This window comes from Pseudohalioglobus lutimaris (assembly GCF_002866825.1).
Taxonomy (GTDB): domain Bacteria; phylum Pseudomonadota; class Gammaproteobacteria; order Pseudomonadales; family Halieaceae; genus Halioglobus; species Halioglobus lutimaris.
Window position 1 is genome coordinate 1 of sequence record NZ_PKUS01000047.1, and the last position, 19,640, is coordinate 19,640.

The 19,640-nt window shown below is 60.0% G+C and carries 15 protein-coding genes and 1 tRNA gene; 5 read left to right on the forward strand and 11 right to left on the reverse strand.

What is annotated here, in order from left to right:
* From C0039_RS19855 to C0039_RS19880, 6 genes are all read right to left on the reverse strand, one after another.
* The coding region (locus C0039_RS19855) for a serine hydrolase (RefSeq protein ID WP_101519090.1) at positions 1-580 on the reverse strand (580 nt) is incomplete at its 3' end.
* A gap of 153 nt (positions 581-733) precedes the next feature.
* A complete protein-coding gene (locus C0039_RS19860; protein WP_101519091.1) occupies positions 734-1,738 on the reverse strand; it encodes an NAD(P)H-dependent glycerol-3-phosphate dehydrogenase in 1,005 nt (334 codons plus the stop codon).
* A gap of 12 nt (positions 1,739-1,750) precedes the next feature.
* Positions 1,751-4,093: a glycerol-3-phosphate 1-O-acyltransferase gene (locus C0039_RS19865; protein WP_101519092.1), complete on the reverse strand. Its 2,343-nt coding sequence runs from the start codon at positions 4,091-4,093 to the stop codon at positions 1,751-1,753.
* A 22-nt stretch (positions 4,094-4,115) separates the two neighbouring features.
* Complete coding sequence (locus C0039_RS19870; protein WP_101519093.1) at positions 4,116-5,840, reverse strand: HAD-IB family hydrolase; 1,725 nt, start codon at positions 5,838-5,840, stop codon at positions 4,116-4,118.
* A gap of 510 nt (positions 5,841-6,350) precedes the next feature.
* Positions 6,351-7,211: a class I SAM-dependent methyltransferase gene (locus C0039_RS19875; protein WP_101519094.1), complete on the reverse strand. Its 861-nt coding sequence runs from the start codon at positions 7,209-7,211 to the stop codon at positions 6,351-6,353.
* A gap of 21 nt (positions 7,212-7,232) precedes the next feature.
* Positions 7,233-7,724, reverse strand: a complete 492-nt coding sequence (locus C0039_RS19880; protein WP_076000068.1) for an adenylyltransferase/cytidyltransferase family protein — start codon at positions 7,722-7,724, stop codon at positions 7,233-7,235.
* A gap of 111 nt (positions 7,725-7,835) precedes the next feature.
* Here C0039_RS19880 and waaF point away from each other — a divergent pair, with 111 nt between their 5' ends.
* A complete protein-coding gene (waaF, locus tag C0039_RS19885) occupies positions 7,836-8,909 on the forward strand; it encodes a lipopolysaccharide heptosyltransferase II (RefSeq protein WP_165787197.1) in 1,074 nt (357 codons plus the stop codon).
* 362 nt (positions 8,910-9,271) lie between these two features.
* Here waaF and C0039_RS19890 read toward each other — a convergent pair whose 3' ends face one another.
* Both C0039_RS19890 and C0039_RS19895 read right to left on the reverse strand, forming a co-directional pair.
* Positions 9,272-10,570, reverse strand: coding sequence for a radical SAM protein (locus C0039_RS19890; RefSeq protein ID WP_076000070.1), 1,299 nt, complete (start codon positions 10,568-10,570; stop codon positions 9,272-9,274).
* A 65-nt stretch (positions 10,571-10,635) separates the two neighbouring features.
* A complete protein-coding gene (locus C0039_RS19895) occupies positions 10,636-11,556 on the reverse strand; it encodes a Gfo/Idh/MocA family protein (RefSeq protein WP_165787198.1) in 921 nt (306 codons plus the stop codon).
* Positions 11,557-11,713: 157 nt separating this feature from the next.
* On the opposite strand from C0039_RS19895, the gene C0039_RS19900 reads away from it, so the two are divergent.
* The 3 genes from C0039_RS19900 (at position 11,714) to C0039_RS19910 (ending at position 16,200) form a co-directional block, all read left to right on the forward strand.
* A complete protein-coding gene (locus tag C0039_RS19900) occupies positions 11,714-13,426 on the forward strand; it encodes an ArnT family glycosyltransferase (RefSeq protein ID WP_133126057.1) in 1,713 nt (570 codons plus the stop codon).
* Between the two features lie 114 nt (positions 13,427-13,540).
* Positions 13,541-14,497 carry a glycosyltransferase family 2 protein gene (locus C0039_RS19905; protein ID WP_076000074.1) on the forward strand — a complete coding sequence of 319 codons (957 nt, stop codon included), beginning with the start codon at positions 13,541-13,543 and terminating at the stop codon, positions 14,495-14,497.
* Positions 14,497-16,200: a hypothetical protein gene (locus C0039_RS19910; protein ID WP_076000075.1), complete on the forward strand. Its 1,704-nt coding sequence runs from the start codon at positions 14,497-14,499 to the stop codon at positions 16,198-16,200. Before C0039_RS19905 ends, C0039_RS19910 begins: the two co-directional genes overlap by 1 nt.
* Positions 16,201-16,207: 7 nt before the next feature.
* Here the strand turns inward: C0039_RS19910 and C0039_RS19915 are convergent, their stop codons facing one another.
* The 3 genes from C0039_RS19915 to C0039_RS19925 all read right to left on the reverse strand — a co-directional run bounded on the left by C0039_RS19915 (position 16,208) and on the right by C0039_RS19925 (position 19,482).
* Positions 16,208-17,338: an acyl-CoA dehydrogenase family protein gene (locus tag C0039_RS19915; protein WP_101519098.1), complete on the reverse strand. Its 1,131-nt coding sequence runs from the start codon at positions 17,336-17,338 to the stop codon at positions 16,208-16,210.
* A gap of 10 nt (positions 17,339-17,348) precedes the next feature.
* On the reverse strand, positions 17,349-18,530 hold the full coding sequence (locus tag C0039_RS19920) for an acyl-CoA dehydrogenase family protein (RefSeq protein WP_101519099.1): 1,182 nt from the start codon (positions 18,528-18,530) through the stop codon (positions 17,349-17,351).
* A gap of 79 nt (positions 18,531-18,609) precedes the next feature.
* Complete coding sequence (locus C0039_RS19925; protein WP_101519100.1) at positions 18,610-19,482, reverse strand: fructosamine kinase family protein; 873 nt, start codon at positions 19,480-19,482, stop codon at positions 18,610-18,612.
* A 74-nt stretch (positions 19,483-19,556) separates the two neighbouring features.
* Here C0039_RS19925 and C0039_RS19930 point away from each other — a divergent pair.
* Positions 19,557-19,633, forward strand: a tRNA-Val gene (locus C0039_RS19930).
* The last annotated feature ends 7 nt before the right edge of the window (positions 19,634-19,640 follow it).

Below are 19,640 nucleotides of genomic sequence, written 5' to 3' on the forward strand. Positions count from 1 at the left end.
TGGAGGCTTGCGTGATAAGCGCGTAGCCTTCTGCGGCCTTTGCCATTTTCGCCAGATCTGCAGCGGTGGAGACATTCTCTGCCTTGAGTCCCGCGGGATCGGCAAAGCGGGTGTTGCGCATGCCCAGCGCCCGGGCTTTGCGGTTCATATGCGCAACGAAGTTTTCCATGCCGCCGGGGTAGGTTCGCCCCAGTGCAGTGGCAGCCCGGTTTTCTGACGACATCAGTGAGAGTAGCAGCATCTCACGTCGTTGCAGTGAGGCGCCGTAATCCAGTCGTGAACCGGTGAGGCGAATCAGGTCGCGGTCGGCCTTGGTGATCGTGATTTTCTCATCCAGAGGCAGGCCGGCGTCGAGGATCACCATGGCCGTCATAACTTTGGTGATAGAGGCAATAGGGCGCACCGCATCCACGTCTTTGCCGTAGATGATATTGCCGTCCTCATCCAGAACCAGCGCGGAGGCCGACTTGACCTCAGGGTCGCCGGGAAGGTCGGTGAACTTTGATACGTCTGCCTGCGCTGTCAGCGATATTACGCTCACGGCGGCGAGAACGAAGTGAATCGTTTGTTTGATGCCCATGGTCTGTCACGTCCCGCTTTTTCAGTCATGCCCGCTTCAGCGGGCGCAGCGCCGGGTTTATGTTCCCGGTGTCCGGCTCCCCGCCTGAGCGGGGATGACTGGTGCGTTTATTTGTTGCTTATATTGCCCTAGATAGCGATAAAGCTCCAGCGCTTAACCGGGTTCGCTCTCTGCGCCTGCCTCAACACGCAGCAGGCCGCGAAATGCGCGGCTGGCGGTCGCATCACCTGCGAGTACGCGAGACACGTCAGAAGCGATGGGCATTGCCACGCCGTATTTTTTTGCCAGGGCCATCACTGCCGGTGCGCTCTTGGCGCCCTCTGCCACCATGGTCATCTCCTCGATGATCTCGTCCATATCCCTGCCCTTGCCCAGTTCGATCCCCACGTGGCGGTTGCGGCTTTGCGGGCTGGTGCAGGTGGCGATCATGTCGCCCATGCCGGCGAGTCCGGAAAATGTCTCTGGCTTGCCGCCCATGGCGACGCCCAGCCGCGTTATCTCGGCGAGCCCGCGGGTGATCAGCGCGGCGCGAGTATTGTCGCCTGCGCCCTGGCCGTCCCCCATGCCTACTGCAATGGCGATGATGTTCTTCAGCACACCACCCAACTCGCAGCCGATAATGTCAGTGTTGGTGTAAACGCGGAACAGGCCACTTTTGAAGACGTTTTGCAGTTCCCGAACGATGATTTCATCTTCCATGGCAATGACGCCGGCCGCCGCCTGGCCGGCCATGATTTCCCTCGCCAGGTTGGGACCGGTAAGCACGCCCACGGGGTGGCCCGGCAGCACCTCCTGGATGATTTCGGTCATGCGCATCCCGGTATTCAGCTCCAGGCCCTTGGTCAGGCTGATGACCGGTACCCAGGCGCGGATGTGCTGCTTTACATCGCCAAGCACTGCGCGAAAGTTCTGTGAGGGAATACCCATCACCACCACGTCGGCACCGCTCACTGCCTCGGCGATGGCATTGGTCGCCACCAGCCGGTCAGGCAGCTTTGCACCCGGCAGGTACTTGCTGTTGCGGTGCGAGCTGTTGATCTCGGCGACCGTATCTGCATCGCGCGCCCACAGCGTTACCTCCGTATTGCGCGCAACCAGAGATGCCACGGTTGTTCCCCATGAGCCACCGCCGAGTACTGCTACTTTAAGTTGTTGCATAATGTTGTCCTGTCAAACCGAGCCGTGGTTGGCCACGCCGATGGCGCGAATAACGTCGATACGACGCAATAGCTCACGCAGTTCCCGGGCAACTTCAACCCGATCTTCCTTCAGGCTGTCTGCACCGCCTTCGGTGAGGCCGCGGCTTTGCAGCATCTGGAAACCATTCTTGAATAATTGCTTACCAATGGACGACTCGCTGGAGATGCGCCGTTGCAGATAGGCCTGGCGGCCGTAGGTGAGCGCTTCGGTCACACAGTCTTTCTCTTCCCAGGTATCGTGCGCCTCCTTGCGCGCCAGCAGCGAGGCCACTACCGAGTAGGCCTCGGTGTAGGTGAGCAGGGTGACGTGGGCGACCAGCGGGGTCATGCCTTGCAGTAACTTGCCAAAGCCGGCGGCACCCTGGGCCAGGGATTGTTCCCAGTCGTCGCCGTAGCAGGCCATCTCCTCGCGAATCTGGCGATGGAACTCGTCGGTGGGCGCATAGAAAAATTCGAACTTGAACATGTCGCGCAGGTGATCAACCTGCTCCCAGAATACGTCAAGGGCTTTCTCTGCGTCGCTCTCGCTGGCCTTGACCAGTGCCAGTTCGATGATGGCCTTGTTAACGAAGAAATGAATGACCGTGTTGCGGTAGTAGCTGGCTACGGGGTGCTGTTCCAGGCTGATTCCGTAAACAATCTCCGGGCCCTCGTCGTAACGCGTGACGATGTTCTCGTCGATCATGATGCCCAGCAGTCCGGCCATCTGGTCGGCGAAGCTGCGATCAAAGTCGTGGGAGATACGCACGTTGCGGCTCTCTGCCCAGCCCAGTAACGCATTCAGGTCACCTATCACCTCTTCTTCAGTGAGCGCCTTGGGGGCGGCGCCCAACAGGCTCATGGTCACTAGTGAGGGGAAGGTGATGGGCGTGACATGGTTCGCCTCAACGGCCACCTCAAAGGCAATCTTTGACAGTGCCAGGCGGTCACCGGGTTCGGGCGCCCTGGGCAGCACCACGGGTTCGCCTATGTCCATATAGACCTTGCCCATAGGCCTGGCCAGGCTGCGCACGTAGCCGATAAACCACTTCAGCGACTCAGCGCCCTTGCCGCGCCCGGTCTGTTCTGTCGCGTATTCCTCTACGTCGCGGATGATGTCATAACTGATGGAGATGGGAATGATGTGAATATCTTGCGCTTCGGTTGCTTCGCAGGCCTCCAGAACATACTTCAACAAACCATATCGGGGTGGCATCAGCTTACCCATGCGTGAGCGTGTCCCCTCGAACGCCCAGTTCATCGGAAAACGTTTTTCCATCAGGTAGCCGATATAGTGGCGCAGGGTGATCTTGTATAGCTCGTTGTCCTGGAAGCTGCGTTTAATGAAAATGGCCCCCGCCCGGTGCAGCAGATAGCCCAGACCGGGAAAATTCATATTGGCACCGCCAAACATGTGGGGCATTGGGAAGTCGTTGTCCCACATAACTTTCGGGACCACCATGCCATCGAGATAGGTCTTGTGGGTCCACAGCAGCATGGAGGGATTGTTGCGCACTATCTCACGCAGTTTCTCAACGGATGCCTGATCGTAGACGATATCCTGTTCGTAGCCCAGTCCCAGGCAGAAAGTGTTGAAGCGGGCGTAGACATCCAGCCAGAAAGAGGTGGGCGTACTGATCATCTCTTTCATGTACTGCGCCGCCTCCTTCATTAACTCCTCTTTGGGTTTGCCCTGTTCGTCGGCCAGTCGCTGTACCGCGGCGTTGTAATCGCTGCTGGCCATCATTGTCGAGGCAACGTGTCGCGGCATTTTGTAGCGGCCGCCCTTGAGTTGGCGCTCGGCCATATCCAGCACCACCGCGGCCTGGCGTGCCACAAAACTGGCAAACGCCTCCTGTGAAGATGCGTTATCGACTGCATGATGCGCTTCAAAGCGATGCTTGAGATTGGACATGGTATCGGGTTTGCCGACCATCAAATGAACGCGTTCCGGAGCGGTGGAGAGAATCCTTTTACCGCGGCGCGGTGAGGGTCTGCGTGGGTCGCCGGTAATCAGGTGGCGCAACCGGCCCAGGGTCATGGCGCCTTCCTCAGAGGGTGTCCACACAATGCGCAGCGGGACGATAAGGGTGTCGTCCGGCAGTGCCAGGGACATCACCAGTTGCCCGCTGTCAAATCCTGTGCGCTCGTCCCTGAGGTCTATGCAGACCTGCGGCGCATCAAACGCCTGGTTGTCGACGTTGGCGTGGTGTTGCACCCAACCGCGCAGTACCTCTTCCTCAAGACTGCTGCGAACGTCGAGTATAAACAGGACCCGTTGTGATTCCCGCGCTGGCCACGGGTTCTTTTTATTGTAAATCTGTTCCAGGTTCAATCGGCCTCCCAGGTATCAGTGATCAGGTGTCGCGCTTTGGTCTGGCCTTTGATTTGGGCCTGGCGCTGGCAGGCGCTTTGCGCTTCGCCGCCGACTTGCGTGCGGTGTTTGCCTTGGTTTTGCTCGCCGTTTTTTTCTTCGCTGCGGCCTTTGCTTTTGCTTTGGCTGGCGTCTTGCTCTTGCTAGCGGCCTTTTTCTTCACCGGCGTTTTTTTCTTCGCAGTGGCCCGCTTCGTGGGCGGTGCTTTGGTTGCCGTGGCAGCTGGCTTTTTGGCGCTGGCTGTTTTCTTCTTCGTCGCTTTCGCTGGCACTTCCAGTTCCGGTTGCCCCAGGCTGCGTGCGAACATGTTGCGTACTTCAATGACGTGCTGATCCACGGTCTCCGGCGTCCAGTCGCTGGTGTCTACCGGAGGTAGCACTTCGACTTCGACGGTGGCCGGGCGGAACACGAAGTCACCTTTGGGTGCAACGTCGCCGGCGTTGCGGATTACGATAGGTATCACCGGTACGCCGGCCTGCATGGCGATGTGGAATGCGCCTTTCTTGAAGGGAGCAAGCGTGGGTGAAACTGTGCGTGTGCCCTCCGGTGCAAGCACCACGGATTTGCCCTCGTTGCGCATGGCGTCCACCAACGGGGTGATGGAGTCGATCGCGCTCTTGGCGTTACTGCGGTCGATGAAAACCACGCCGCCGAATTCCAGTACTTTGCCGAGAATCGGCGTTTCCGTCTTGATCTCCTGTTTGCCGATGCCGGCGATATCCCGGCGCAACAGGCGCGCCATGATCACCACGTCGGCTTTGCTCTGGTGGTTGAACACAAAGACAGCCGGGCGTTGCTCCCACAGGTGCTCTTCGCCTTTTACGTCGAGTTCCAGGCCAATCAGCGCGCTGGCGGTATCAGCGAACAGGGAGAAAGAAAAATTAATAGAGTCGCGCTTTGAGCCGGTCAAGGCGTAAATAGGCAGGCCGGCAACGAAGCTGGTCACCAGGCTGCTGGTCGCTGCAACTGAACGCAAGAACTGGCTGACGCTGGGTCGGCCGCGACTGCCAAAGTGGGCAACGGGCCAGCTGCGCTTGTTCGCCACGCGTTCCAGCTTGTCGCTGGGGTTGAGAGCACGTGGCTGACCAACGCGCTCCAGCAGCAGCAGGTCATCGGTGCTGTCCGAGTAAAAGAAGGCGTCGTCCAGGTTGCCCTTCACCTGTGCTGCGAGATCTTCTGCGGCATCCACTTTACCCTGACCGAAGCAGGTTGGGCTGATCACCGCGCCGGTGAACTGTCCCTCGTCAACTTCCAGCCGGGTGCACAGCACGTGCTCAATACCCAGGTCCGCCGCTGCCGGCTCAACCTGGTAAGGCGTGGCGGACGAGATAATAGCAACCGTGTGTCCTTTGGCCATGTGGGCGTCGACCAGGGCGCGGGATTCGGGGTAGATACGTCTGGCGATCTGCTTGGTATACAGCTCTTCCCCCACCTCGTAATAGGTGGATTCTTCAATACCGCGCATAAACTGCGCGTTCACCGCCATCATGCCGGAGAAGCCCAGGTTGCCCATGCCGAAGTTGGTCATGGCGCCGACAATTTCGAGAAAGTCCCGCGGGGATACATCGCCGCGGCGCAGTTGCTCGCGGATGAACACCGTCGCCGAATAGCCGGAGATGATGGTGCCGTCAAAGTCGAAAATCGCAGTGATCTGCGGTCCCGCCGGGGACGCTTCGATGTCCTGCAGTAGTTGCTGGATGCTGGCCATAGGAATTCCTTCTAATTTGCGCCAAGCATAGCGCATTGCAATTGGAAGGGTGTGGGAAATTAGCCTTCAGTGATGAAAAAAAAACGCCGCCAGGCGAGTGATCCTGACGACGTTCGAGGGGTAAAGCGCTGGTTACAGCTGCCCGGGTTGCTCTGGCTCCGGCCCGCTACCGGATCGTTCACGTTCCTATGGCTATGACCATCTCTGACAAATGGTCACACGCTCCCCCTAAGGGCAGGTGATTGTTGTTGGTTGCGTCTCAACCCATGCGTGATTCGCAATCAATCGCCTGTCTTTCGAGTATAGGTGGGCTTCCGGGGAGGGCAAGAAATAACTATATGATATTTATTTATTTCTAAAAATAACCAGAAGTTATATCTTGGTGTGTGTGGGTTTGGGTTTGCGCATCGCGCTCTGTCGCGTTGTAAGCGGGCCGGGTGTTGCCCGCCCCCACCCGGCTGCAGCTGGCGACTGCGGCTCAGGGCAGGGCAGGGAGCTGGCGGGAGTCGGTCAGGACGCCTTGCGGAACAGTAAAGTCATACGGTCGGATTCCCCTATCGCCTGGTTCGCCGCTTTTTCCTCCGGGTTGTCCTCGCTGACCCGCAATGAAGGTGGCAGGCGCCAGACAGTGTCTTCCGGGCCGGGCTTATCCATGGCATTCGCGTTTATTTCACTGGCGGCCACCAGTTCAAAACCGGCTTTATCAAACAGGGCGATCACCGCCGACTGCTTGAGGTAGCCGCGACTTCCGTCAGCGGCCTCGTCAGACGCCGACTCAGGCAGGCGGTGTTGTACAACCCCCACCAGGCCATCATCCTTGAGCATGCCGCGCACGGCGGCCAGTGCCTGGCTCAGCGTGCCCGCATCCGCTTCAAAACGGCTGAGGTTGTGCAGGGCGCGGATCATCAGCACCCGGTCCACCGAACCGGAAGCCTCCGGGGGCACGGTGTTGAACGTGAACCCTTTCGCCGCTATGCCGTTGTCGGTGAAGTCCTTTACCTGCGTCGGGAACTGGGCGGTGGCTGCCACACGTTCCTTGACCCAGTCCTCTGTGGCAAAACCGAACATGGGCCACATGCGGTCCGTATAGTTGACACCGTACAGTGTGCCTTCAGCGCCAAGATAAGCAGCCAGTATTTTCGTATACCAGCCACCACCCGGAAGCGCCTCGGCGACAGTCATGCCCGGCTCCACCTGAAAAAAAGTGAGGGTTTCCACAGGGTGGCGGGCACCATCGCGGGCGCGCTCTTGCGCACTGCGCGACTCAACCACCTGCACCAGGGCAGGGTTGGCGTCTGCCGCCAGGGCGCTGTTAAAAGCGCCAGTCAGTGCCAGTCCGGCAATAGCGAATGTAGCTGCAATACGTCGCATAGGTTTTTCTCCAGGGATCGTTTAGATTTCGCCGCGCTCGCGCAGTGCCTCACGCAATGCGGTGGAACTGTGGGTTTTTTCATCGCCCACGAATTCAATACGCCCGCCACCCGCTTCGACGGCGAAGCGCTCGGGCATTTGTTCAAGATTGTAATCGGTGCCTTTGGCCTGAATGTGAGGCCGGTAGAGTTCGATCAGCGGAATCGGTATGGCGGCATTCAGTGGCACCACGTAGTCCACCGCCTGCAGGGCGGCAATCACTTCCATGCGCTCTTCGCAGGGGTTGATGGATGGCTCCCGGTTGTCATTGGTGGAAATGGACGCCTCGGTATTTACCGCAATTACCAGCACATCGCCCAGCGACTTTGCCGCTTCCAGGTAACGTACATGGCCTACATGCAGCAGGTCGAAGCAGCCATTGCCAAACACGATGGTCTCGCCCTTGTCCCGGTGGGTTTCCAACAGCGGCACCAGATCGTGGGGATTGCCGAAGATTTTCTCGAAACTGTCCATCAGGCGCTTATGTGGTTGCTCGCATGGGTGAGAGACTGAGCAGTGTAGCGGGGAATGACGACGGAATATATACTCCGGTCCTTGTACCGACCAGGGATGGACCTTAGCGGCATGCAACCTCTGCAATTCAAACAGACGCCGCAGCGCGTCCTGCTGGTATTACCCACCTGGGTGGGGGACGTGGTCATGGCCACCCCGTTTATCCGCGGTTTGTTCGAGCGCTTCCCGGAGGCCGAAATCACGCTGTTGATGAACCGGCACCTGTATCCTCTGCTGGAAGGCAGCCCCTGGGTGGAGCGCTGCGAGTTCTGGGCGCCCCGCAAGAAAACAGCGGAGGCGAAGCAACAGCAGCGCGAATTATTGGCGAAGCTTCGAGCGCAGCGCTTTGACCTGGCCGTAATGCTGCCCAATTCCCTGCGCAGCGCCTGGCTGTGCTTCCGCGCCGGGGCCAGGCGCCGTGTGGGCTTCAATCGCGACGGTCGCGGCCTGTTGCTGACCGACCGCGTCCCTGTACCCAATCGGCGCAAAGGCGGCTATGAGCCGTTGCCCCTTTGTGACTACTTTGCCGTGCTCGCAAACACCCTGGGTATGCCCCATCCGGGCGATGGGCTCACTCTTTACCTGACGGATGACGCGGATGCTGCGGTTGAACAGCGCCTGGCAACGGAAGGCGTGCGCCCCGAGCAACCGTTGGTGGTGCTTTGCCCCGGCGCTAACTTTGGCGCTTCAAAATGCTGGTTTCCGGAGCGTTTTGCTGCAGTGGCAGACCAGCTGGTGCGCCGCCATGACGCGGCTGTCGTCATTAGTCCCGGGCCGGGTGAGGAACCGCTTGCGGAGGCTATCGTTGCAGCGATGTCTGAACGCAGTTTCCTGCTCATGGCGCCCTGCCTGACCCTGGGTGAGCTGAAGTCATTAATTGCCGATGCGGACCTGCTGCTGGGCAATGACACCGGGCCGCGCCACTTTGGGCGCGCTTTCGACACGCATCGGGTAACGGTGTTTGGCCCTACGGAACAGCGCTGGACGGATACATCCCACGGCAATGAGACGATCGTCAAGGTGGAGGTGCCCTGCGGTCCGTGCCATAAGAAAGTGTGTCCGCTGGAGGAGCAGGTGTGTATGACCCGGGTGACGGTGGATAGCGTTACCGAGGCTTGCGAGCGAGAGTTGGCTGCGGCTTTGTAGCCGTTTTTCGAGCGACGGGGTCAGGTTTGGGCGGCTCGATCGCGGGGTAGGGAGCCATGCAATTTGAGGACCGCCAAAAAGCGGCATCCATGCCAGGCTCGGGCTCGCACGTCCCTGTGCTCGCACGCCCTCAAATCGCATGGCTCCCTACCCCACGCTCTGGAGTGAACAACTACCCTGAGTATTTTTGGCGCACTCGATCCGAGCAGCGCGCCTGCCCCGACTCCCCCTCCCCGGGGGCGTGCGAGGCCACGGACGGCCGAGCCCGAGCCTGGCATGGATGCCGGTTTTTGGCGGTCCCCGGGGAGGGGGAGTCGGGGCGGGGGCGCTGCGCCTAACAGTGAAAGAATGCGCTTTGTGGTTTAGAGAAAGTAATCCGGCTCGGCAGATTCGTCCCACTTCAGCCTGGCCAGCTCATCCGGGTTAGCAATCAGCGACTCAATCCACCAGTTCACGTCATTGTAGAGGCAGGTCACCTTCTCGCACTCGACAGTCGCATTGAAGTTTTTCACCAGGTCCGCCGTGACACCGCGCGTGGCGTCGTACGACTGCACGCCCGCATTGGCGTTCTTGTCACCGAGGCGACCGTGGTCCTGGTTGCGGTATACCGGGCAGTTGTAGAGGCCCAGCGGAGAGAGTACCTGGCGGAAAAACTGCATATGGCACTGCTGCGGTTGCTTGGCCAGTGTCTGTGTCTGGCGCTTGAGCATCGCCTTGAGCCCGGTGGACTGGTGCACGCGGAAACTGTCGTCGCCCAGTTTGACCGCTTCTTCTACCTGCGCCTGGATACGGTCGATGATGTCGTCCAGGTTCGATTTGGAATTGATGTCGATCACTTCAGCGTTATTGGCCTCGTCGCGGGTGAGGAAGGGCTTGAAACTGATGTAGTCGAACTGGTTGTCCTTGGCCAGCTTCGCAGCCATGGCCATTTCGTGCAGGTTCTCGACGATGGACGTATCGTTGATCTCCGCGCCGCGCCAGGTAACGATGAAGGAAAAGCCCACGGTGACATCGGCATTGGCGGCCTTGATCAGCGGCACCTTGGCGCAGATGTCTTCCAGGGGGAAGTTCTTGCGGGGATTGTGCATGGGCTGGAAGGTGGCGTCAGTGCCCGAGTCCAGCGACAGTCGCACCCAGTCCGATTTCTCCATGCAGTCAGCGACCCTGGCGATTTTCTCGTTGCCGGTGCCGTTGGAGACAATGGCGATCTGCAGACCCAGGCCTTTCATGAAACGGATGACTTCCTCGAACTTGGGGTAGAGCGTGGGCTCGCCGCCACCAATGACGATGACCGACTTCATGCCCCGTTCCGCCATGACCTGCAGCGACTCCAGCAGTTTGTTGTGGTCGAAGCGGATGCCGGTGTTGAGAATGTCCAGGTCCACACAGTGGTCGCAGGCAAAGTTGCAGGCGGTGGTCAGGTCGAGGTTGATCGAGATGGGCGCAAAGTCCGGTACCTTGCCCGGGTCCAGGTCAGTGGCATCAGTGTCCGTTGCGCTGCGCATGGCGACCTGCCAGTGCACATAGTGCTCCAGCGCTTCCTTGCTTCCCGGTTGCACCAGTTTGGTGGCGAAATCGTGGATGCTGGCCAGTTCAAGCTGATCGCCGGGTTCTTCCTGTGCAGGGGCGTCGAGATCTGTCAGGGGGATTGTGTCGCTCAAGGGGCACCTCGGGGTTGCGCAGTTAGGATTGCTGCGGCAATTCTACAGTGAGTGGCCCTCCGGCGCTAACGCCACGCTGCAGCCAGTTGTAACAGGTTGCTGTGGGCGCTGAGCAGAGCCCTGTCCGCCGTCGGCCTGCCTGCCTTCAGGTCAGCTATAAATTGAGCGGTCACGCGGTGCAGCGGGTCGTCCAGGACAACGCTGCGCCCATTATGAACCAGGGACTGGGTGTACTCGGGTAGTTGCACGCTGCGGTCTGCGCGCAGCGTGTTGACCTGGTACCAGGCCGGTCGCGGGCGTTGGCGGCAGGTCTCCAATAACAGTGTGGCATTGATAGACCCTGCCTGGTGTTGATAGCGACAGCGCAGTGTCAGTTGCTGGTCCGCCTGCTCAATATCAACCTCAACACAGTCGCCGGGCCCGGCGAGTGCCTGCAGCAGGCTGATAAAATGTGGTGCCGAGTCGGTGATCATGTCCTCACCGATGGAGATAGGGCTCAGGCGCATGGTGAAACGGTCGATTTCTTGTGGCAACCCATCGTGCAACCGGGCGAAGGCGGGCAGGGTAGCGGGCCACTGGGCCACCTGTTCAAGCAACAGCTTGCGGGATGTAAACGCGGCGATCAGTTGCTCCATTTCTGCATGTGTCGCAGGCCAGGCCAGCGGCTTCTCTACCAGGCAATGACAGCCTGCGTTGGCTACCTGTTCCAGTTGTTGGGCATGAAAGCGCCAGGGTGAGCAGATGGCGACCGCATCCGGCGCAACCTGGTCCAGTGCCTTGCCCAGGTCGGTGTAGCCAACGGTTTCAATGCCCCGGTCCCGCTGCAGTGATGCCACCGCCTGGTCAGCGCTTTGCTGGCTGGTGCCCACCACGCCCGCTATTTCTGCCCCGGCGAGGGCCAGCCCGGAAGCGATGAAGGGCCCGGTGCCCTGGCGTACGGAGCGGGCACCAATAACCACGATGCGAATTGGATTGTCAGAGGACAAGGGAAATTCCGGCTGGTTGAGAATAGTCGCCATTGTAGCGCAGTTGGTTCTCTCAGCTGAGCATCGCCAGTGATTTGCTCTATCGTATGCTTGCAGCTTTATTTCTGTTCGCCCGCCGCAGATACTGGTGGGGTTTCAACTCGCTGACGACACACGCATGAATCCAGCACAGGCAAGAATTTCATCGCGGCAGGTTATGGCGCTGGCTGCGATATTTGTGCTGGCGCTGTTGCCACGGCTTTATTCTGCCCAGGCGCTGGGTTGGGGCTGGGATGGCCCCGGCAGCTTTAACCTGGTGAATTTTGACGAGGGAGGCTCCTGCCGCGCAGCACTGGATGGCTTTTCATATTCGGGATTTGTCGGTCACCAGACTATCGCCATTGCCTCGGCATTGGGCATGCCGCCACCGCAGGGGGTTCACGGCGAGTCCGCCCTGGCCAAGGCCTACTGCCACAGTGCAGGCCACATTCTGGTAGCGCGCAGTTGGTCGGCTCTGCTGGGCGCGTTGACCGTGGTGATTGTTGCCGTTTTGTGCCTGCAACTGCTGCCGAAAAAACCCGCCGTGGCGTGGTCAGCGGCAACACTGCTGGCCTTGTCGGGCTTTCACATCAGTCACTCGCACAGCGGGACTGTGGATGCAGCGTCCACCTTGTTTATCTATAGCTTCATTGCGCTGTTGGCCTGGTCGCTGCGTTGTGGCAGCCGCGGCGGTTTGGTTGCCAGCCCGGTGTTGATGTTGTTTGCGGTCTGGACCAAGTACTGGGTGTTTGCCGTTTTTGCTTATCTGGCGCTTGTGCCGCGCCGGGCCTGGGGTGAGATGTTCGGCGGCTGTGGGTGGGCCAGGCTGACAGCGCTGGTGCTGGCGCTGAGCGCGTGGCTGGCATCAGTTTGCAATGTTGCTTATCCGGCCTACGGCGTATTGCCACTTTTGCTGTTGTATTTCCTGCTTGTGCCCTGGCGTCAGGTGCACAGGCGATGGGCGCTGGCCTGGGCCGCGCTGCCATTACTGCTGTGGCTGGGGACGCTTCTTGAGGTGGTTCAGGCGTATACCGTCGGTGGTCTGGAGAGTCGCTTTGGTAGTGGCTATGCAGCAATCGCCGAAAACAAATGGCTGCGCAACCTGGTGAACGTGCCGGCTCTACTGATGGTTTCTCTGGGTATTCCAGCCTGTCTGTTTATCCCTGCGGGGGTTCGCGCGATTGCGCATGGCGAGGGCGACTCTCGCCTCTGGTTGTGCCTGTTGCCGCTGTTGGCGTTTCTTTTATTCATGGCGTTTCTGGCCCCGGTAACCTACTACCGCCACTATTTGCCGCTACTGCCTGCCGCCGCTATATTGGCGGCGGTGGGGCTGCACGCAACGCGCTGGGGACGCAATCGTTGGTTACTGCTGGTGTTTTTCAGTTGGCCCGCGCTGCTGGCCTGGGACATGGTGTCCGATTACCACCTGGACCCCAGGCGTGAGCTGCGGCCCTGGTTTGCGCAGCACGGTGATGCCAGGGTGTTCACCTCGTTTTACGTGAACCAGCCTCCCGCAGCGGAGTCGGTGCTGTTCCGGCCTGAGTATGCGACCGGCGACGCCGCCATACTGCGCCGTGGTGACTACCTGATTCTCAGTGAAAACTGGTATGACACGGCCTTCGCCAATGAACTCAATGGTCCGCTGGTACTGAAGCAGGATCGGCTCATAAAGACCCGGCCCGAGTATGCGCAGTTTTATCGGCAGGCCCTGGCCGGCGAGCATCCCCACCTGGTGGTTGAACAGTCCTGGGAGCTTGCGCACTTTATGCCGGAGATGCTGCTGCATAAGCGATGGTACGGTAATGTTCAGTTGTTTGTCGGCGACCTGAGAGTGTTGCGTGTTCGTCGGTGATCCCTTTGCTATTGCTGGACACGGACTGATCAGCCGCAAGGCGATACGCGTGTTACCGTGTAGCCCTGTGTGGCCCGCAGTCAATGCGCTGCGGGTAGCGATAAGGAGGCAACTGTGCCTGAAACCCTGACGGTGGTGGTTCCCGTTTACAACGAAACGGCAGTGCTGGAGGCCTTCCACCAGCGCCTCGGCGCTGTGCTGGCAGACTGCGATATTGAGTGCCAGGTGCTGTACGTCGATGACGGCAGCGACCCTGATTGCCTGGCGTTGCTGCAGCGGTTGCGTGATCAGGACGCGCGCGTGGCGGTACTGGAGTTAAGCCGCAACTTTGGCCGTGAGGTGGCCGTGTCAGCCGGACTGGATCATGTGGACGCTGATGCAGTGGTGGTGCTCGATGCCGACCTGCAGGATCCGCCCGAACTGATTCCACAGTTTATCGAGCAGTGGCGCAGCGGGTATGACGTGGTTTACGGCAAGCGCATAGAGCGACGCGGTGAGTCCGCTTTAAAGCGTTGCACCGCCAGCGCTTTCTACAGCGTGCTTGGCTACCTCAGTGACGTGGAGATTCCCCGCAACGTGGGCGATTTTCGCCTGCTCAGCCGGCGTGCCGTTGCCGCGCTGACGTCGCTGCCGGAGCGCCACCGGTATATGAAGGGGCTTTACGCGTGGATCGGTTTTCCGCAGAAAGGGATTGAGTATGTGCGTGCACCGCGTGCGGCGGGCAAGAGCAAGTGGACTTACTGGCGACTGTGGAACTTCGCCCTGGACGGCATCACATCCTTTTCCGCGGTGCCGCTAAAGGCCGCCACCTATCTTGGGCTGCTGACGTCCACGCTCGCCTTTATGTATGGCGCCTATCTCCTTGTGCGTACCCTGTTTTTCGGCAATCCAGTCCCCGGATATCCCTCGCTGATCATTGTCGTACTGTTCCTGGGCGGTGTGCAGCTTATCTGCCTGGGCATTATTGGCGAATACCTGGCGCGCACTTACCAGGAGAGCAAGGGCAGGGCGCTCTACTTCCTCAAGGGCTACCATCCGGCAGGCGGCCATTCGGCGGATACAGCTGACTGATGGTTAGCGCCAGACCTGCACCCGCGTCGGAGCTGTTGCAGATAATGCTGCTATTGGCCGGTGCGCTGCTGTTCCTGTCTTTTGGCTTCACGGAAATGGCCGGGTCCGACATGTGGTGGCATATTGCCGCCGGGCGCGAGTTGTTGCAGACCGGCAGCCTGTGGATGGTGGACGACTGGTCTTTTTCCCGTCATGGCCAGGATTGGCTGAACCATGAGTGGCTGGCGGACGTCATCTATTATGGCTGGGTGTCCGCTTTTGGCCTGCACAGTCTGGTGTACTGGAAGTGGTTGGTGGTCATTGCCACCTTTTGCCTGTTGCAGCGGGCGCTGTATCGCGAGACCGGCGATGCCATTGCCGCTTTCATGGCCGCGGCGATTGCCGCCGCCATGGCCGCTCCGTTTATCGATGTCAGGCCGCACCTCTACACGCTGTTGTTCTACTGCCTGCTTGTCTATCTGCTGTTGGGGCAGAAACCGCGGCGCTGGGTGTTGGGCTTGCTGTTTCTGGTGTGGGTTAACCTGCATGGCGGCTTCTTCTTCGGCCTGATGGCACTGGGGGTTCTGGTTTTTCCCTGGCGCAGGCTCAGCCCTGCTGCGATCCGCGCCGCGCTGGTCACCGGGCTGATCTGCGTTGCTGTGAGCACGCTCAACCCTTCCGGGTTGAAAACATTTCTCTATCCACTGGTTTACGCCTTCGACAGCAGCTCGCCCTATCGCGGAATCGGTGAATGGCACTCTCCATTCAGCGCCGGCGGTATTCGTTCGCCACTGTTTTTCCTGTTGATGTGGGCGCCTTTGTTGGCCGTGTTGTACCTGCTGCCGCCAGTGCGGCGGGTGACCGGCGTGCCCTGGGAGGGCCTGGCGCTTACCGCGCTGACCCTGGCCATGGCGATAACCTCCCGTCGGTTCATTCCTATTTTCGCGATTTCGCTGGCGCTGATGATGGCGCCCCTGCTGGCCGCATTCTTTCAGCAGGTTCGCTTTCCCGTGACCCGCTACGCGGTTGCACTGGTCGCCCTGGCTTTTGCGTGCCTGCGCCTGCTGCCTTATCCGCTGCAGGCGGCGCCTGCTTTTCATTACCTGACGGCCGAATATGGTTACCCCGAAGACACGATAGATTTTTTGCAGGCCAATCAACTCAGCGGCAACGTCTACGCCTACTTCAACTGGGGGGGTTACCTGCACTGGCGAAGCGATGGCCAGTTCAAGGTGTTCATCGATGGTCGCGCTGATACGCTTTACGATGCAGAACAGTACTATCACTATGTCTCGGTGATGGCGGGAAAGCCCGGTTGGATTGAGCAGGTGGAGGCCAGCGGTGCAGATTTTATGTTGTGGCCCTATTCCCGGTATGGTGGGCAAGAGAAGCTGAAGGCGCTGCTGGGGACGGGGCGCTGGCGAGCACTATTCCAGGATTCGGTATCCTGGATTGCGGTGCGCAATGACGTGCCGTTACCAGCGCAGCCTGCCCTGCCTGCGGAATCACCCATGCGTGAACTGACCCGGGCGATGGTCGCCTATCGCAACGGCGCGCCTGAAAAATCGTTGGCGGCGGTGCGTCGGGTGCGTGCAGAAATACCCTGGCAGAAGACCGCCTGTCAGCTGGAGATCACGCTGCTGCGATCAACCGGTGATGAACAGGGTGCAGAAGACGTGCTCTGGGATTGTCTGGGTTATTTCCCCACTGCCATGCTGCGCTGAAGCGGTCTCAGGCCGACTCCAGAAACTCCGCTGCAATGCGCTCGCCCAGTTCTCCGGTAAGCCTGGCGCTGTTGCCCATGCTCAACTCGATCTGCCGCGCGGCGAGACAGTAACGGAACAGGGGATAGTCGCGGTCGACACCGGTGCCACCGTGGCAGTGCTGAGCAGCCTGGCTGACCCGGTGTGCTGCGTCTCCGCACCAGATCTTGGCGATGGTCACGGCGTCCTGGGCCGGGCGTCCCTGGTCGATCAGCGACGCCGCCTGCTGGGTGACCAGGCGCAGGCATTCCACGTCAATGTAGCAGTCCGCCACCCGGTGACTAACGGCCTGGAAGGTGGCAATGGCGCGGCCAAATTGTTCGCGTTCCGTGGTGTATGAGCCCGTCATACGCATCATTTTATCAGTGAGTCCAACCATGGTGGCGCACAGTGCGGTGCGCGTGGCCTGTACCGTCCAGCTCATGGCTTCCACGGCGCGGGCGCCGCTGGCGACCACATCTGCCGCAGGTACATGCGCGTTGTCGAGTTGCAGTTGGTAGCGTGTCTCACCGCTGGTCACCAACTGCGGGGAGAGCGTTACGCCTGCGGCCATCGGGTCCACCAGCACGACCAGCAGGCCATCAGTGGTCTGTGCTGAAAGCAGGATTCGCGCTGATTTCGGCGCATGACTGACACAGATCTTGGTGCCGGTGATGGAGAAGCCGTTCTCAACTGCCTGCGCTGTTGTCACGGGTGTGCAGGGGTCGTCATTGTTGTACTCCTCCAGTGCGGCACCCAGCAGTGCGGAACCGTCGGCGATCGACGGCAACCAGCGGTCCTTTATCGAGTCGGGGGCGAAACGGTGCAGGGTGCTGGCGGCGCTGGCCAGGGCTGGCACCAGCGGCACCGGCGCTACACTGCGACCGGCTTCTTCGCAGAGTGCAGTCAGGGCGTAGAAGCCCAGGTCGGTACCACCCTGGCTCTCGCCGATGTCCAGACCGAGCAGACCGGCTGCGGCCAGCGCCTGCCACAGTCCGCCGTCAAATGACTCCGCCTGCTCCTCCACCGCCCTGAGTTTGTCAACGGTAGTGAAGTCGTTGAAAATCTGCTGCGCCAGTTGTTGGGCGCTGGTGAGTTCTTCCGAAACACTGAAATCCATGCTGTCTCTCCTAGCGCGTGCGCGGCATCCACAGGCCGGCCATAGCGATGATGTCCCGCTGCACTTCGTTGGTGCCGCCGCCGAAGGTGAGAATGGAACCCACTCGCCAGCGGAATTCGAGCTTGCCTTTGAGTACCGCGCCCGGCGACCCGGCGGCAATGCTGCCCGCCTGTCCCATGACCTCCAGCAGCAGGCGATACAGCTCGACGAAAAATTCACTGCCATAGACTTTGGCGGTAGAGGCATCGGCCATGTCCAGCGGGCCCTGGTCCATGGACCAGGCCTGTTTCCAGCACATGATCTTCAGCGCTTCAAGGCCGGTTTTCACCCTCGCCAGGTTGTGCTGCACCCAGGGCTTCTCGATCAGCCTGCTGCCGTCGGGAGTGGCGGTGTCTGCCGCCCACTGGGCCACGCCCTGGTAAAGGGAATCCACCTGGCCATGGGTGAACAGCGACAGTCGCTCCACGTTGAGCTGGCTGGTGATCAGTTTCCAGCCGGTGTTGACCTCGCCCACGCGGTATTTGTCGGGGATGCGTACGTTCTCGTAGTAGGTGGCATTGGTGCGGGCACCCAGGGTACGCACCGGTGTGCAGGAGAATCCGGGTGAGCTCGTGGGCACCAGGAACATGGTCAGGCCCTTGTGCTTCTTTTCCACGTCCGGGTCGGTGCGGGCAGCCAGCCAGACGTAGTCAGCGTAGTTGGCCAGGCTGGTCCACATCTTCTGTCCATTGATGACCCATTCGTCACCGTCGCGCTCCGCACGCGTGCGCAGGCTGGCCAGGTCCGTGCCCGCATTGGGCTCGGAGTAGCCGATGGCGATGGTGAACTCGCCGCGTTTGACGCCGCCTACCACCTCCTCGCGAACGGCCTGGTTGGCGTTGGCGGCAATCACCGGGGCGACCGCCTCGGTGGTCAGAAAGGGGTAGGCAAAACCGGAGCGAATTACCTCGTCGGTGAAGATGTACTGCTCCACATGCGACAGTTCCCTGCCGCCGAGTTCTTTGGACCACGACAGCCCGATCCAGCCATCTGCGCCCATGCGCGCATACTGTTTGCGGAACTCCGGGCCGCCGCCCTCCTTGAGTTCGTCGTCCTTCATCTCTTCCAGCAGCTCCGGCGTCATGACGGTCTTCATGTACTCGCGCACTTCCTGCTGCAGTGCGCGCTGTTCAGTGGTCAGTTCTATATTCATTGAGCTTGAGCCTCGAATTACGTTTCCGGCATCACCGCTGCTCTAAGTCATCCCTGCGGTGACGGGAGTCCAGTGCGCACTAAACTTCAGCCAGCAACAGGTCGATCATTCCCCTGGCCTGACGACAGTAGCCGCCCCCAAAGAGGTTGAAGTGATTGAGTACGTGATACAGGTTGTACAGCACTTTACGGGTTGTATACCCGGGATCAATGTCCCAGCTATCGCGGTAGGACTGGTAAAAACGATCACTAAAACCGCCGAACAGCTCAGTCATGGCAAGATCCGCTTCGCGATCGCCGTAATAGGTGGCGGGATCGAAAATCACCGGGCGCCCGTCGGCATCGGCCCCATGATTGCCGCCCCACAGGTCCCCGTGCAGTAGTGAGGGTACTGGGTGGTATGTGCTGAAGAATGCTGGGAGTGCCTCCAGCAGTCGTTGTCCACTATCCATGATGGCGGCGCCTGCGCCGTTGCTACCGGCAAGGCGCAATTGGTATGCCAGGCGATGTTCGCGCAGAAACTCAACCCAGTTGTCGGTCCAGGCATTGGTCTGCGGCGTGGCGCCGATGAAGTTGTCCTGCTGGAAGCCGAAGGCATGGGCACTGCAGCGATGCATGGCCGCAAGACCGCAGCCCAGATCCCTGTCCGCGGTGGATCTGGCCATATCAATGTACTCGAGTACCAGCCAGCTACATTGCTGGTCGTACCCTGTGGCCACAGGTGCCGGTGCGCGCAGACTGTTACTGGCGAGTATCTCCTTCAGCCCCGTCGCCTCTGCCTCGAACATGGCCAGCAAGTCGGGCCGGTTACGCTTGAGAAAGTAACACTGACCATCACCTTCCAGCACCGCAGCCTCGTTGATGCAGCCCCCACCGACCTCGCGACTGGCCAGTACGCGAAAAGGCTGCCCTGTCGCCGCCGCGATACTCTGTTCAACAGCCTCCCAGCCCATTTTCCCTCACTGTTTATCCCCGGTCACGGGTGTTGAGCAATTCAGGGACTGCGCTTATAATGCCCGCCCTCAACAGGACTATAGCTCAGTTGGTTAGAGCGCTACCTTGACATGGTAGAGGTCCCCAGTTCGAATCTGGGTAGTCCTACCAAACAAAA